Source organism: Pseudomonas caspiana (assembly GCF_002158995.1).
Lineage (GTDB): Bacteria > Pseudomonadota > Gammaproteobacteria > Pseudomonadales > Pseudomonadaceae > Aquipseudomonas > Aquipseudomonas caspiana.
This window is the reverse complement of record NZ_LOHF01000010.1, coordinates 37,721-53,315: the sequence shown is the minus strand read 5'-3', so window position 1 is coordinate 53,315 and position 15,595 is coordinate 37,721. Positions and strand designations below refer to the sequence as shown.

12 protein-coding genes and 1 pseudogene are annotated in these 15,595 nt (G+C 58.2%); 9 read left to right on the top strand and 4 right to left on the bottom strand.

Annotated elements, in window-relative coordinates; all coding sequences use genetic code 11:
• Nucleotide 1: 1 nt before the first annotated feature.
• Entirely contained in the window at nt 2-952 is a 951-nt protein-coding gene (locus AUC60_RS13530) for a helix-turn-helix domain-containing protein (protein ID WP_087267982.1), read from the bottom strand.
• A gap of 293 nt (nt 953-1,245) precedes the next feature.
• On the opposite strand from AUC60_RS13530, the gene AUC60_RS13525 reads away from it, so the two are divergent.
• Entirely contained in the window at nt 1,246-2,559 is a 1,314-nt protein-coding gene (locus AUC60_RS13525) for an ABC transporter substrate-binding protein (protein WP_087267979.1), read from the top strand.
• A gap of 56 nt (nt 2,560-2,615) precedes the next feature.
• Complete coding sequence (locus tag AUC60_RS13520) at nt 2,616-3,389, top strand: L-iditol 2-dehydrogenase (RefSeq protein ID WP_087267976.1); 774 nt, start codon at nt 2,616-2,618, stop codon at nt 3,387-3,389.
• Nucleotides 3,390-3,479: 90 nt separating this feature from the next.
• Here the strand turns inward: AUC60_RS13520 and AUC60_RS13515 are convergent, their stop codons facing one another.
• Entirely contained in the window at nt 3,480-4,100 is a 621-nt protein-coding gene (locus AUC60_RS13515) for a DapH/DapD/GlmU-related protein (RefSeq protein ID WP_087267974.1), read from the bottom strand.
• Nucleotides 4,101-4,419: 319 nt separating this feature from the next.
• Here AUC60_RS13515 and AUC60_RS13510 point away from each other — a divergent pair, with 319 nt between their 5' ends.
• Together AUC60_RS13510 and AUC60_RS13505 are read left to right on the top strand one after the other, a co-directional pair.
• The gene (locus tag AUC60_RS13510; RefSeq protein ID WP_087267971.1) at nt 4,420-6,543 is read left to right on the top strand and encodes a TonB-dependent receptor family protein; all 2,124 of its coding nucleotides are present in this window, start codon (nt 4,420-4,422) and stop codon (nt 6,541-6,543) included.
• A 90-nt stretch (nt 6,544-6,633) separates the two neighbouring features.
• Entirely contained in the window at nt 6,634-7,815 is a 1,182-nt protein-coding gene (locus tag AUC60_RS13505) for an MFS transporter (protein ID WP_238599575.1), read from the top strand.
• 118 nt (nt 7,816-7,933) lie between these two features.
• Here AUC60_RS13505 and AUC60_RS13500 read toward each other — a convergent pair whose 3' ends face one another.
• Nucleotides 7,934-10,060 (bottom strand): TonB-dependent siderophore receptor, encoded by a 2,127-nt coding sequence (locus tag AUC60_RS13500; RefSeq protein WP_087268318.1) that lies wholly within the window; start codon nt 10,058-10,060, stop codon nt 7,934-7,936.
• Between the two features lie 281 nt (nt 10,061-10,341).
• On the opposite strand from AUC60_RS13500, the pseudogene AUC60_RS13495 reads away from it, so the two are divergent.
• The 5 genes and pseudogenes from AUC60_RS13495 to AUC60_RS13480 all read left to right on the top strand — a co-directional run bounded on the left by AUC60_RS13495 (nt 10,342) and on the right by AUC60_RS13480 (nt 15,022).
• Nucleotides 10,342-11,237 (top strand): annotated as a pseudogene (locus tag AUC60_RS13495) (LysR family transcriptional regulator).
• Between the two features lie 4 nt (nt 11,238-11,241).
• Nucleotides 11,242-11,448, top strand: coding sequence for a helix-turn-helix domain-containing protein (locus tag AUC60_RS28340; RefSeq protein ID WP_338014030.1), 207 nt, complete (start codon nt 11,242-11,244; stop codon nt 11,446-11,448).
• Between the two features lie 3 nt (nt 11,449-11,451).
• Entirely contained in the window at nt 11,452-12,144 is a 693-nt protein-coding gene (locus AUC60_RS13490; RefSeq protein ID WP_338014029.1) for a LysR substrate-binding domain-containing protein, read from the top strand.
• Between the two features lie 162 nt (nt 12,145-12,306).
• Nucleotides 12,307-12,927: a glutathione S-transferase family protein gene (locus AUC60_RS13485; protein WP_087267968.1), complete on the top strand. Its 621-nt coding sequence runs from the start codon at nt 12,307-12,309 to the stop codon at nt 12,925-12,927.
• A 34-nt stretch (nt 12,928-12,961) separates the two neighbouring features.
• Nucleotides 12,962-15,022, top strand: coding sequence for a pyridoxamine 5'-phosphate oxidase family protein (locus AUC60_RS13480; protein ID WP_087267966.1), 2,061 nt, complete (start codon nt 12,962-12,964; stop codon nt 15,020-15,022).
• Between the two features lie 185 nt (nt 15,023-15,207).
• On the opposite strand, the gene AUC60_RS13475 is transcribed toward AUC60_RS13480, so the two are convergent.
• On the bottom strand, nt 15,208-15,471 hold the full coding sequence (locus AUC60_RS13475) for a DUF1652 domain-containing protein (RefSeq protein ID WP_087267963.1): 264 nt from the start codon (nt 15,469-15,471) through the stop codon (nt 15,208-15,210).
• Nucleotides 15,472-15,595 lie beyond the last annotated feature (124 nt).

The following is a 15,595-nucleotide window of genomic DNA, read 5'->3' as shown; positions in this document are numbered from 1 at the left end:
GTCAACATAAAGCTATTGAAGTCACCGACGGCTGAGCCTTGTGCAGATTGAACAGCGTCACCGCCGGATCGCGCCTGTACTCACTTGGCGTGAGCTGCATCTCATAACGGAAATGCCGATTGAAGTTGGACAGGTTGCTGTAACCCACTTCGAAGCAGACATCGGCCACTGACATTGGCGTCTGCACCAGCAACCGGCACGCGCGCTGAATCCTCAGCTTGCGCATCAGATCGATGAAACCATGCCCGGTGACGCGTTTGAAAAAGCGTGAAAAACCCGGTTCACTCATGTGCAGGCGATCAGCGATGACTGAAACCCGGACATCGCCCGTCAATTCGGCCTGCAGGTATTCAAAGGCTTTGTGAATACGCTCGGCACTTTTTGCATCCAGGGTGGGCGCATAACACGCGCTGGCCAGAAGCTTCGCCTCGGTCGGCGGCGCATTGAGCAGAACGCCAAGCAGTTGCAGGAACAACACCAGACGATTTAGCCCCTGCGCAGGTCCGATGGCCTCCAGTAGCCGGGCGGCTTCGATCGCCGTTCCGTCAGTGAATTCAATGCCCCGTCTGGCCCGCTCGAACAGTGGCTGTAAATGGCCAAGTTCGGGCAGCAACTGGCGGAGCTTCAACAGCGATCCGCCGTCGAATTGCAGGACCACGTCGCGCCCTTGCAGATACTCCTGCGGTGCCAGGTCCCCCATCCAGTCATGGGGCAAATCCGGACCGATCAGCGCAACGTGTCCGGCACCGAATGCGCCGATATAGTCACCCGCAACCAGTTTGCCGCTGCCATGGCGGATGAGATGAATTTCAAACTCGGGATGGTGATTCCAGCGCGCAAGCGGATAAGGATAATCGTGCTCATACCAGCGAAAGCTTTGTTCGGGCTGCGGCAGAATAATCTCCAGTTCAGCCGGTGAGTGCTCAAAAAGGCTCGTGAGACTTTCAGCCATGGTCAGCTCCTTTTGTTGTCATTTGAGAGCTTTTATTTATACGCACCATACGCTCGTCACTGTTCCCTGCTCCACCTCAAACTGACCGCTGACTGATACTTTTTTAACCCTGAGACGATTCGGCTGAAGTGGTTAAAAAAGTATCAGTCTGCCGTCCGCAATGCGTTTGCTACGGTTTTTGGCAGCTGATGTAATCGCTACGTAGCCTCGCTGCTCATGGAGCCGAATGTGATCAGTGGAGGCATAGAACAACAATAATAATTCCGCGCCACAGGCGTGGAGTGGAGAGCATCATGCAAATGATTCCGAAAGCGCTCCTGCTGTCTGCCGGTCTGGCATTTGTCGCTTCCAGCCAGGCCGCCGATACCATCACCATCGCCACCGTCAACAACAGTGACATGATCCGCATGCAGCGGCTGTCGAAAGTCTTCGAGGAGCAGCACCCCGATCTCAAACTCAATTGGGTGGTGCTGGAAGAAAACGTCCTGCGCCAACGACTGACTACTGATATTGCCACTCAGGGCGGTCAGTTTGATGTATTGACCATTGGCACTTATGAAACGCCGTTATGGGGAGCCAAAAACTGGCTCGAACCCATGAAAGACTTACCGGCAGGCTATGACCTGGAAGACATCTTCCCTTCGGTGCGCCAGGGCCTGTCGGTTAACAACACGCTTTACGCCCTACCCTTTTATGGCGAAAGCACGGTGACGTACTACCGCACGGATTTGTTCAAACAGGCCGGTTTGACCATGCCGGAACATCCGACCTGGACTCAGCTCGGCGAATTTGCAGCAAAGCTGCATCACCCGGACAAAGAACAGTACGGCATGTGCCTGCGGGGCAAAGCTGGCTGGGGTGAAAACATGGCACTGCTGACCACCATGGCCAACAGTTTCGGCGCGCGCTGGTTCGATGAGCAATGGCAACCTGAACTGACAGGACCCGAGTGGAAAGCAGCGGCCAACTATTACGTCAATACGCTCAAAAACTATGGCCCGCCCGGCGTCTCAAGCAATGGTTTCAATGAAACGCTGGCCTTGTTCAACAGCGGCAAATGCGCGATCTGGGTAGATGCGAGCGTTGCGGGGTCCTTCACTACCGACAAAGAACAAAGTCGGGTGGTGGACAGCGTCGGCTTTGCCCCGGCCCCCGTTGAAGTCACTGACAAAGGCTCTTCATGGCTGTATGCGTGGTCGCTGGCGATACCGGCCACTTCCAGACATAAAGACGCGGCCAAAGCCTTTATTACCTGGGCAACCTCTAAAGAATACATTCAACTGGTCGCGCAGAAGGATGGCATCACCAACGTGCCGCCGGGCACACGCACCTCCACCTACAGCGATGCTTATTTGCAAGCCGCGCCGTTTGCCAAAGTCACGCTGCAAATGATGAAAAACGCCGACCCTGCCCATCCCTCGGCCAAGCCAGTGCCTTATGTAGGCATTCAATACGTGACCATTCCCGAGTTCCAGGCCATTGGCAAATCGGTGGGCAAACTCTTCGCCGCCGCACTCACCGGGCAGACCTCGGTTGAACAGGCGCTGGACGCGGCGCAACAAGTCACCATCAGGGAAATGAAGCGTGCGGGCTATCCGAAAAAATAACCCACGGTGTGGCTCACGACATGACCTGAACTTTGTACTTGCGAAGGATGATTGATATGAAACGACTTGAAGGCAAAAGCGCCCTGATAACCGGCTCTGCCCGAGGCATTGGCCGGGCATTCGCCGAGGCCTATATTCGCGAAGGTGCAACTGTTGCCATCGCCGACATCGACCTTGAACGCGCGCACGCGACTGCTAAAGAGTTAGGCCCGCAGGCCTACGCGGTCAAGATCGACGTCACGCGGCAAACGTCCATTGATGGCGCCATTGCCGAGGTGGTCGGCAGAACCGGGAAGCTGGATATCCTGATCAATAATGCGGCGCTGTTCGACCTGGCCCCGATCACTGACATAACCCGCGAAAGCTACGACCGCCTGTTCGCCATCAACGTGGCGGGCACTCTGTTCACTCTGCAAGCGGCCGCGAGGCAAATGATCAGCCAGGGAACCGGCGGCAAGATCATCAACATGGCCAGCCAGGCAGGACGACGCGGTGAAGCTCTGGTCGGGGTTTATTGCGCGACAAAAGCAGCGGTAATAAGCCTGACGCAATCGGCAGGACTAAACCTCATCAAACACCGAATCAACGTCAACGCGATTGCTCCGGGCGTCGTCGACGGTGAGCATTGGGATGGTGTAGACGCCCTGTTCGCCAAACATGAAAACCGCCCGCTGGGTGAGAAGAAGAAACTGGTTGGTCAGGAGGTTCCTTATGGCCGTATGGGCACTGCCGATGACCTGACCGGGATGGCCATATTCCTTGCCTCGCAAGAAAGCGACTACGTCGTCGCCCAGACTTACAACGTCGATGGGGGTAACTGGATGAGTTGACTGGCGCCTGCCCGTGTCACGGCGCTCTGAATGAGCGCCCCTCGCGGGAGATATCAACATACGTAAGCCACCGGATCGCGAGCGGCGGACTCAGGATGAACCTGGATGTTGGTCAATCAGCCCCAACCTGGGCACGACACTGCCCCGCTCCAGCAAGGCACCCGGCGCCACCACCGCATTGGCGCCGATTCTTGTGCCGTCCCCCACCAGCGCGCCAAATTTTGCGACGCCGGTTTCAATGACCGTATCGCCGTACAGAATCCGAATATCCGCCCCGGCAAATTCATTGCGATAGTTCGCGATGACCGCGCCAGCCTCAATGTTTACGCCTTGGCCCAGTAATGAGTCACCGACAAAATTGAAGTGGGCGAGCTTGCTGCGGTCGAGCATGAAGCTGCTTTTCAATTCGCAACTGGGACCGACAATACAGTCGCTGCCAAGAAACACACCGCCGCGCAAATAGGCACCTGCGGCAATAAAACAGTTGGGGCCGATGACGATCGCTCCCTTGAGTACAGCGCCGTCTTCGACCTTAGCAGTCTTATGAATGGCGATATCACCCTGACGCTCATAGTCGGGGCCAAGGTTTGCGAGGACTCTGCGGACAAAGTGCTCGCACTGCTCAGTGACAGCCCATGGGGAAGTGACCTCCGCGCCCAGGCCCAGTGCACCCCAATGTGTGATGAATTCTGAAATCGATATCCCGTGCATCCAGGGTCCCTCTGAAAGTTGAGATTGAACTGTAGCTACTCAGGAGCGGCAGGTTCAGCCAATGATTGCACAGTTCAACCCGCCCCCTGTGTTTGCTACACGACAGCGTGATCTCATAAACAGGAGCTTCCCATAAAACTACGTTTAACCACCGGCATGGATGGAGGGGTTGGAGTGAGGATTGCCCGCAAACCAGCCGAGGCTGGTAAATCAGGCACGCTGGCACCAGGCAAAAAAACAAAAATTGCCATGTGTTTCTTTCGTTCTTTCATACGTCGCAAGTTTCACTGTTCGTTTTTCTATGTCTGGAGCGCCCTCAATGCTTTCCCCCAAATCCTTGCCCACTGCACTGTTGGGTCTGGCCCTTGTCTGTCCGGCGATAGCTGAGGCTCAGGAAGTGGAACTGGGCCAAGTGCTGATTAGTGATCAGGAGCGAGGTGGCGAGGACCAGTCAGTCGAAGACGCGAAGGAACAACTTGCCAAGGTACCCGGCGGCACCAACGTGATCGACCTGAAGCGCCCTCTGCAAGGCCGCGTGGCCAGCAATCAGGACGTGTTGGCGTATCAGCCCGGCGTCTATGCCCAGTCCGCTGGCAACGAGGGGGTGAAGATTTCAATACGCGGCTCGGGCATAAACCGCGCACCGGGCGCCCATGCTTCAGGGCTGTATGCGATGCTCGACGGCCTGCCACTCACCGGTCCCGGCGGTACGCCCTATGAGTTGCTGGAACCGTTGTGGCTCGACCATGTGGAAGTGCTGCGCGGCGCGAACGCATTTGACCGCGGCGCTCTGGCGCTGGGCGGTTCCATCAACTACGTCAGCCATACTGGCTACGATGCGCCACTGCTGCAGGTGCGCTACGTCACAGGCAGCCACGGTTATCAGCAACGGCAGATCAGCTCCGGGCAAGTGCTGGGCGACTTCGACTATTACGTCGCGATGACCGATGCCCGATCCGATGGCTATCAGGACCACACGTCCAGCGAAAGCCAGGGCGTCATTGCCAACTTCGGCTACCGCTTCAACCCGAATCTGGAAACGCGTTTCTATTTTCGTCACCGTGAGACTGATAACGAGCTTGCCGGGCGGGTCACCAAGAACTCCATTGAGCACAACTCCCGCGCAGCCAACCCCGTTTACGAATCGCGGGATTACAATCGCGACCAGCCGGGCAGCACGTTTATCGGCAATAAAACAACTTGGTACATAGACGACGATTCGAGCATTCAGACCGGCCTCGTCTACCACGACTACCCCATGGACTTGCGTGAAGGCCCGAACCGCCTGCGAGTGGCCTATACGGATGTCAGCGGCACGTTCGATTACAAGCGCCGCGACACGCTTTGGGGTCTGGAAAGCAATAGCACGCTGGGCTTGCGCGTGACCAAGCACCTGCCCAACTCTGGCGCCAGCGAGTTTGTGCGGATCCCCGTTGGCAATACCGCCGGTTACGCACCGGGCACGCGCATTCGCGACTTCACTTATCAGGGTTCGGACACGGTTCTGCATGTTGGCAATGATCTGGAAATTGCCAATGATCTATGGCTGACCACCGGTCTTGCGGCGATCTACACCCGACGTGAAAGTGCCGTTACCTACCCTGACGGCGGTGGCAAAACCAGCATAGGCGACTGGGACTATGCGCCACGACTGGGCATGCGCTATCAACTGACGCCTGACATACAGGTGTTCGCCAATCTCAGCCGCTCGGTGGAAGGCCCGCATCCGTGGTCGTTGATCTACAGCTCCAACCAGTTGTTCCCGGCAGGCAGCGGTGTCGCCACCGGTGCCCAGCGAGACCCGGTCAAACTGCGTAACCAGACCGCTACCACGCTGGAAATTGGCGGCCGCGGCGACAGTTCGCTCGGCGAATGGAGCCTGGCCTGGTACTACACGCAGGTACGTCATGAACTGCTTTCGGTGCTGCCGGACGCCAACGCGACGACGCCCTACGAACTCAACGCCAGCCCCACCGTGCACCAGGGTGTGGAAGCCAGCCTGCAGAGCAAACTGTGGTCCCACGAAGGCGGCGAACTGAGCTTGCGTCAGGCTTATACCTTCAGTGATTTCCACTACCGCGACGATGATCGCTTCGGCGATAACCGCCTGCCGGGCCTGCCGATGCACTACTACCAGGGCGAGTTGCGCTACGACTGGCCGCAAGGCTTCTTCGCAGCCCTCAACACCCAGCTAGTGTCCAAAGCCGCCGTGGATTACGCCAACAGCTACTACGCCGCCCCTTACGCGCTGTTCGGGGCGACAGTGGGTTACAACGCGGCGAAGAACGACTGGCAAACCTGGGTGGACATGCGCAACCTGACCAACAAGCATTACGCAGCCACGGTTACACCGGGCTACGACGACAGGGGGCTGGACGCAGCGCGCTCTACACCGGGTGAAGGCCTGGGGGTTTATGTCGGGGTGTCATGGAGTTTGCGCTGAGGTCCTGAACGGCTGTCTTTAAGCAGTTTGAAGCTGCTAGGATTCCGGCCTGCTATTGGCGTACTCACCGCTTGACGCTAAGGACTTCGATTGAATACCGCTGCACTGCCCCGCCGTCCCGGCAACGGCAAAATAGCCCTGCTCGGGCTGCTGCAAATATTGTCGTGGGGCGGGTCATTTTACCTGCTGGGTGTTTTGGCCGACCCTATCGCGGCTGACACGGGCTGGCCCCATCAATGGGTGCTGGGCGGTGCCTCCATCGGCTTGCTGGTGGCCAGCCTGTTGTCACCCCTGTGCGGACGACTGATTGCCCGCATCGGTGGACGCAGAGTGCTGGCCGCGCATGGCCTGATTCTCGCAGCAGGCCTCTGGTTGATGGCGCTCGCGCCATCTCTGCCGGTGTTTCTGCTGGCGTGGGTGATCATCGGCGTCGCCATGGCCAGCGGCCTTTATGATGCGCTATTCACCTCATTGGGCTCGACTTACGGGCTGGAAGCGCGGCCGATCATCGTCGGCATCACCCTGATTTCAGGGTTCTGTACCACCGTCATCTGGCCGTTGCTGGCAGTCATGGATCACCTCATGGGTTGGCGCATGACCTGTGGAGTGTTCGGCACCGTTGTCCTGTTTTTGCTCTATCCGTTATATCGCTATGCGCTGGACGCCCATGTGCCGGTCGCGGCATCAGCACACGCCAGCCAAGGCAGTGGCACCCCGCTTGCGCCCTCTATCTACTGGTCCATGACGGCGCTGTTCGCCATCGCTGCGGCGTTAATGACGTGTCTGTCCATCGTGATTCTGACCGTCCTGCAAGCCCGCGGGCATAGCCTGGCATCGGCGATTGCACTGGCAGCAATGATTGGCCCTGCGCAGGTGTTATGCCGGGTCATCGACCTGATGTTCAAGCGCAAAGCGCCGATGTTTACAGCCCTGCTGTCCAGCGGCATGACGGCTCTGGGTTTGCTGTTGGTCGATTTCGCGCCCGCTCTCGTGGCTTGGGGCCTGGTGTGTTACGGCGCGGGTAACGGCCTGCGCGCCATCGTCAAAAGCACTTTGCCTTTGGTGGTGGTGCATCAGAGCGATTACGCGGTGGTGTCCGGCAAAATGGCCCGCCCGGCATTGCTGGCACAGGCCGTAGCGCCCATTGCGTGCGGCTACGTCATATCGGAAATGGGCAGCGAGGCGATGATTCACGTGCTCACGGCCATGGCGCTGATTGCGTTTGGATTGTGCCTGTGGCTGGCGAGATTGGTGGCGCGGCGAGCGGCCTGACAGACCGAACTGCAATGCGCTTTCCTGTAGGAGCCAACTTATTGGCGAGGCGTCATATCCATTTACGCAGGTCTATAGCCTCGCGAACAAGTTCACTCCTTGGAAGCTGCTCCAACACCTACAGCGTGTAGGAAATCCCGGCCTGAACGGTGCGCGGTGCACCTGGATAGGCGTAGATATTGCCGAAGGCGCCCTCGTCGTAATGGCTGTCAAACAGGTTCTTCAGATCAAGATTCAGCCGGATCTTGTCGTTAACCTTGTAGAAAGCGAGCAGGTCCACCACGGTGTAGCTGTCCATGGAAAACGCATTCGCGGCGGTCTGCCCGGCGCGCTGATCAACGTACTTGCCACCCACTCCGAGACCCAGACCTTTCAAGCCCCCGTTCTGAAACTCATAAACGTTGAGCAGACTGAAACTGTTCTCGGGGATATTCACCAGACGCGTACCGGTCTTGAGCGTGTTGTCCTTGGTCACTTCAGCATCGACATAGGCGTACCCCCCAATCACACGCCATTCGGGTGTCAGGTTGCCCGCCACATTCAGGTCAAAACCACGGCTGCGCACTTCCCCGGCGGCAACACTGAAGGTGTTAACGACAGGGTCGGTAGTAAGCACGTTACGCTTTTCGATCTGATACACCGCCGCATCAACACTCAGCTGGCCATCCAGTGCTTCCCACTTGAGCCCCATCTCGAACGATTTACCCTCCTCCGGCTTGAAACCACCGCCCAGCCGGGCCGCACCATTGTTGGGTTTGAACGAACGCGCCGCATCGGCATAGATGGCGACGGTGTCGGTGAGGTCGTAGATCACGCCCAGGCGCGGGGTGACGGCGTTGTCGCTTTTCGACCAGGACCTGACTCCGGGCACGTAAGACTCGTACTCATGTTCGAAGCGTTCGAAACGTGCTCCTGCCAGGACCTTCAGGCGCTCGGTCAGGGCCACTTGATCCTGAATGAACGCTGCGTAGGTCTTCAGGTTTTCCTTGTCGTCAGTAGGTGTACGGGTCAACGCCGGACGAGGCTGACCGTAAACGGGATTGTAGATATCAATAGGGTAAGCACCGACCGCACCGCTTGAGCGCTGAATAATCGACTTGTAGTCATAGTCTTCGTACTCGATGCCGGTCAGCAGCGTGTGATCGAATCCTCCTGTGGAGAAATGCCCGGTGAGGTTCAACTGGGTATCTTTCGACGTCCACTCCAGCTTGCGGTAATTGAAGTTGCGACCCAGCGTCCGCCCATCCGCCGCCAGCCCGTTGGCCTCAATGGCATTGCCTTGCAGAGTGCCGTCGAGCCACTGAGTGCCGCCGCCCAGGGTCCAGTTATCGTTGAGCATGTGCTCGAAACGCAACTGCGCCATGTTGTTGTCATTGTGAAGTTTGCCCGCGTCTTTCTCGCCAAAGAAAGTATCGCGTGAGGCGGTACTGGTTTGCGCGGGATAGCGCGTCACGCCTCGATCCAGAGGATGGTTGTTGCGCATGAAATCGCCTTCGAACGTCAGGCGCGTTGTGTCACTGACCTGCCAGGTCAACACGGGTGCCACGCCATAGCGCTCGGTTTCTACATGATCCCGGAAAGTATCGCCGCCCTCGCCCACCAAGTTGATGCGGTAAGCCAGACGGCCTTCTTCGTCCAGCGGACCGGTCGCATCCAGCGTGCCGCGACGCATGCCCTGATCGTTGATCTGGCTGCCCAGAGTCACCTTGCGCTCGGCAAGCGGCTGCTTGGAGATCACGTTGAATGTACCGCCCGGGTCGCCGCGGCCGTACAAGGTCGTCGCCGGACCTCTCAACACTTCAAGACGCTCGATGGTGTTGGCATCCGGCATGTTGGGGTAACCGCGGTTGATCGGGAAACCGTTGCGGTAGAACTCACCCGTGGTGAACCCCCGGACCGTAAAGGTCGTCATGCCCTGGCCGCCAAAGTTATTGGCCCGGCCAACGCCACCGGCGTAATCCAGTGCGTCCTGCAAACGGGTCGCGCCAATATCCTCGACCACATCCCGCGAGACCACGCTGATGGACTGTGGCGTTTCATGGATCGAAGTATCGGTGCGCGTGGCGCTGGCTGAGCGCGTTGCCCGGTAACCATTTACCGGACCTTGCGGGTTTTCGGCGGCAGAGGTGCTGTTGATATCCGTCGCCTGAAGTTCAACAGGTAACTTTTCAGTCGTTGTTTCTTCGGCGAGGGCGGATACGGAATAAGCATTAAAAAGGCACAGTGAAACAAGAATTCGACGCATGAACATGCTGACCTTATAAGAAACCGGGCACACCTGTAGCCCGGCAATATTGTAGGGCAATGTTACTACGACTCATTCCCAATTACACACGATTCTTATACAGATCAGTACATTGCGATTGGGTCTTCTACTTGAAACGTCCTGTGCGCGCCCTGCGCAAAGCAGGTGGTCAACCACCAGGATCATCGAATTGCTGCAATCAGGGGCTCACTGACTACAGTAGACCGAGCACTAATCAACGGACTCCAGCGCGGAAGGTGACTGTGGACAGGTTTCAAGAAATGAAGGTGTTGCTGGCAGTGACAGAGGCGCGCAGCCTTGCGGGTGGGGCCAGGCTGCTCGGCATGTCGCCGCCCGGCGTGACCCGCGCCATTGCCGCTCTTGAAAAGCGGCTGGGCATTTCGCTGCTGGCGCGAAGCACTCGTAGCCTGCGACTCACCGAAGCCGGTCAGCGTTATGTCGAAGACTGCAGACGCATTTTGCTGGAGCTTCAGGAGGCCGAAGAGCAGGCCAGCGGAAGCAACATCCGGGTACGCGGCAACTTGACGGTGACCTCCTCGGTCATGTTCGGGGAGCTGTTCCTGATCCCACTGATTACCGACTACCTCCACGAACACACCGAAGTAACCGTCAATGCGCTGCTCGTTGATCGACTGGTCAACATCGTCGATGAAGCCGTGGACGTCGCGATACGTATCGGTCAACTGCCGGAGGGAGATTTTCATGCGCTCAAAGTGGGTGAAATAAGGCCGGTGATCTGTGCCGCTCCGCAGTTTCTGGATCGCGTCGGCAGACCCGACACCCCGCAGGATCTGCAGACCGCGCAAATTGTCATGTCTTCTGCCAGCACCCTGTTAACCCACTGGGAGTTCGATGGCCCGGACAGTGAGCTTTCCCTGTCGCCGCAACCGCGCCTGGTGGTCAGCTCCAATCAGGCGGCAATCAATGCCGCGCGCATGGGCTGGGGATTCACGCGTGTTTTGTCCTACCAGGTGGCGGAGTCAGTCGCCAAAGGCGAACTCGAGATGTGCTCGATGCATTCAGCACAAAGCGGCTTGCAGTTCACATCCTTTACCAAAGTGGTAGACCGCTATCAGGCAAAGTGCGCACGTTCGTCGACCACTGCTACAACGGCCTCCTGAAACATCCCGCCCTGCTTGAAACCAAGACGGAGTAGCGCCATGAGCCGGTATCGGGAAATGGAGATTTTCGATGCGGTGGCCCGGGCCGGCAGCCTGGCGTCGGCAGCAAGGCACATGGAGCTGTCGCAGGCCACGATTATCCGCACGATGACAATACTGGAAGGCCGTCTGGGTTGTGCCCTGCTGATCCGCAGCTCGCGCGGGGTCAACCTGAGTCCGGAGGGTGAACTCTTCGCGACACGTTGACGTTTGATCCTGCAGGACATCGCCGATGCTGATCGCTCGGTGCGTGGCATACACGCCAATCCTGCCGGACACTTGACGGTATCTCTGCCGCTGCTGATGACTCATCAGGTGTTCATGCCGATTGCCCTTGAGTATCTGCAAGCATTTCCTGATGTACAGGTGCTGACCCACTCCCGGGAAAACACTCCCAAGCTGCTGGAAGAAGGCATCGATGTCGCCCTCGTGGTCGGCCATCTTCCCGACTCAAGCGGGTTCGCCATTCCGATCGGTACGGTAAAGCCGCTGATCTGCGGCTCACCTGAGTACCTGAATAAATGGGGACGGCCCAATACCCCTGAGGACATCAAGGCGCATCGAACCATCCTGACCGGTTCAATGGATCATTTAGCCGAATGGCGCCAACCCTACAGCTCGTCCTGCCGACCGTTCAGGTCAACGCCAGTCCTGACCTGTACGACCCGGCATGCCGCTATTAAAGCTGCGGTGTCCGGACTGGGGTTGACCCAATGCATGAGCTACGAAGCTCATCAGGAACTGCACAGCGGTATGCTCGAACCTGTACTGGAGCGCTTCGCCACACCCAATCTACCGGCGCAACTCATGTCCCGCGAGGGTCGGAAAGCGTCGGGGCGCGTCCGGACGTTCCTCGACTTCGCGGTACCGCGCCTGCGTGCTCACCCGGCCTTCCATCACTGAACCAGGTCAGTTGCTGGACAAGTCCGGACTCCGTCATTTCAGAAAGTGAAATTGTGGATTGCCCAGTCTGGTGATTCTGCCCACACGCCGACGGGCGCAGTATGCCCCCTCAGCGTGAGTCCCCCGCTTCGTCCCGACGCTGCCACCCAAGGAGCTTCAGACATGACCATCAAACTCTATCGTCACCCTCTTTCAGGCCATGCACACCGCGTCGAGCTGCTGCTGGCGCTGCTCAACTTGCCTCATGAGCTGATCTCTATCGATCTGGCCAAAGGTGAGCACAAGCAACCCACCTTTCTCGCCCTGAACCCGCTCGGGCAGGTGCCGGTGATAGACGATGAAGGCACCGTTGTCAGCGATTCCAACGCGATCCTGGTTTATCTGGTGAAGCGCTACGGTAAAGGTCAGTGGCTGGCAGAAGAACCTCTCGCCGCCGCGCGCATTCAACGCTGGCTGTCGGCAGCAGCAGGCCCGCTGGCCTATGGTCCGGCCTCTGCCCGGCTGATCACGGTATTTGGCGCGAAGCTCAATGCCGATGAGGTCATCAGCCGTGCCCACACCCTGCTCAAGGAGATGGAGCGCGAGCTGGGCGCTTCACCGTTCCTGGCAGGCGCCACGGCAACCCTCGCAGATATCGCGAACTACGCCTACATCGCCCACGCCCCGGAAGGCAACGTGTCGCTGGAGGACTACCCCAATGTGCGCGCCTGGCTGGAACGAGTGCAGGCGCTTCCCGGTTTTGTCCCGATGCAACACACCGCTGTAGGCCTACAGGCAGATTGAGCCCCCCCGACTGTCTACTCGAGAGTGCCCTACCATGGAATATGTGCTCCCCAAACACCGTCAGTCCCCTTGGCACGCAGGTGAAAAAATCCTTCAGGAACGAGTCGGCGTGTCTGACCGGATGGAGATTTTTGGCCAAAAGGTGATCCGCGACTACATGCCCGATCAACACCGGGACTTTTACCAGCAGTTGCCTTTCATGATCGTGGGTGCGGTGGATGCAGAACACAGGCCATGGGCAACCCTCATCGAAGGGCCGGACGGTTTCATCACCTCTCCCGATCCAAGACGCCTGACCCTGCATGTATCGCCTGACCAGCAAGACCCAGCGGCTATGGGCCTGCAAGCGGGCAATGCGATCGGCATGCTGGGGATCGAGTTGCATACACGACGCCGCAATCGCATCAATGGAGTGATCACAGAGACTGCAGAGGATCGGCTGGAAATAGCCGTCGAGCATGCTTTCGGCAATTGCCCCCAGTACATCCAGAAACGTAACTTTTCCAGAGCGCCGGTCATCACCGGGTCCCCGTCCCGGCGCTTGGACCTTGCTGCGCTGGACGACCGGACAAGCAAAATCATCCGCGACGCAGACACGCTATTTGTCGCCAGCTACGTTGATCACGAGGATCAGCAACGCTCCGTCGATGTATCGCACCGGGGAGGAAGACCAGGGTTCGTCAAAGTGGAAGGCAACCATCTGACGATTCCGGACTACGCCGGTAATTTGCACTTCAACACGCTGGGTAACCTCGAGGTCAACCCCAAGGCCGGTTTGCTGTTCATCGATTTCGAGACCGGCGATATGCTGCAACTCACCGGGCGTACCGAACTGATTCTGGAAAGCCCGATGATCGCGGCCTTTGAAGGGGCTGAGCGCTTGTGGACATTTGATGTGGAGTCCGTGGTTTTTCGCCCTGCGGCAGTCTCGATCCGCTGGGCCTTTGAGGACTTCGCACCGACCAGTCTGATGACAGGCACCTGGGCCCAGGCGGATCAGCGGCTGCAGCAAAGCGAGCAGCGTCGGCAATGGCATCAGTGGCGAGTGACTCGCGTCGAGCAAGAAAGTACAGAGATCCGCTCGCTGTTCATCCAGCCCGTGGACGGCAGCACCGTGACGTTCGCTCCAGGACAACATCTGCCCGTTCGTTTGCCCGCAGGCAATGGTGCAGCGCTGATCCGGACCTATAGCATTTCCAGTGCGCCCTCTGACGGCCATTTGCGCATCAGCGTCAAAATGCAGGGCCCTGCCTCACGCTACCTGCACGAAAATCTGCGCGTAGGCGACACACTGGAAGTACGCCCGCCGCTGGGAAGCTTCACGCTAAAAACCGATGTGGACAGGCCGGCGGTATTGATCGGCGCAGGCGTGGGGATCACCCCTCTGATATCAATGGTGCGAGAGCTGGTCGACCAGATCGAAAAGCAGCAACGCAAGCAGCCCGTGTACCTGTTTCAAAGCGCCAGAACCTTGAAGGATCTGCCCTTCCAGAACGAACTCAAAGTGCTCCTGCAACGAGCATCAGGCCTTGTGCATTGCTGGCGTGTGCTCAGCGCGCCTGAAGATGATGCGGTGATGGGCGTGAATTACCAATTCTCGGGACGGTTGGGACTCAAACACGTGACGGCCAATCTGCTACTCGACGATTACGACTTCTATGTGTGCGGTCCTGCAAGCTTCACTCAGGACATCTACGACGGTCTGCAAAGGGTCAATATCCCGGATTCGCGCATTCATGCCGAGGCGTTTGGCCCCTCGACACTCAAGCGTAATGTCGCCGGGGAAACACCGGCGCTTGCGCAATTACCTGCCGCCAGCAGCCCGGTACCGGTCTACTTCGCGGAGTCAGCCAAGGAAGCTCGCTGGACACCGCAAAGTGGCAGCCTGCTGGAGCTGGCAGAAAGTCGGGGACTGTCTCCAGACTTCAGCTGTCGCGGGGGCTCGTGCGGAACCTGCAAGACCCGCCGGGTCAGCGGCAATGTCCACTACCCCAATCCTCCGGCAGAAATGCCAGAGGAGGACATGGTCCTGATCTGCTGCGCTGTTCCGGCAGAAGACCAGAGCGGGATCCATCCTCTGGTCCTTGAGCTGTAGGTGCTTGAACTGTAGATGCCTGGACTGTAAGAGCTTGAGCTGTACCGGGCCGAGTTGTAGCGGCAGCGCCGCTACAACAAGCTCTCATCAACCAGAACGCAATTTCGGGTTGACCGAGATCCGATGTTTGTTGCGCGACAGCGCGGCCTGAAAGGCGTACTCGAGGAGCGTGATGTAGCGGGCAGTCACGCCTGTGAAGAGGGTTCAGTATCGAGATGGCTCATGCGGATGATACCCAAGTCATCGCGCAGCTCGTTGATCAGCGCCAGGACGTCTTGATGGGTTTTGAGCTGGTCAATGGCGATCCCGATGACCATCAGATCGACACGCCCCGACTCTCGGTCAAAAACGCGAACGCTCAGGGAAGCATCGCCCCCGACCAGACACTCGCACGCCAGTGGCTCGAAACTGCCTTCGATTTCCTGACGTACCTGTGAGAGCCAGCTCACCGCTGGCCACCGTTTAATCGACCATCGTGCATCCGGGAGCGTTTGAAAGTCTGCAACTGAGGCCCCTGAAAAGGTCCGGAAAATGGACCGTCAGGTTAAAGAAAAAGGCCTCACCACCAACAGA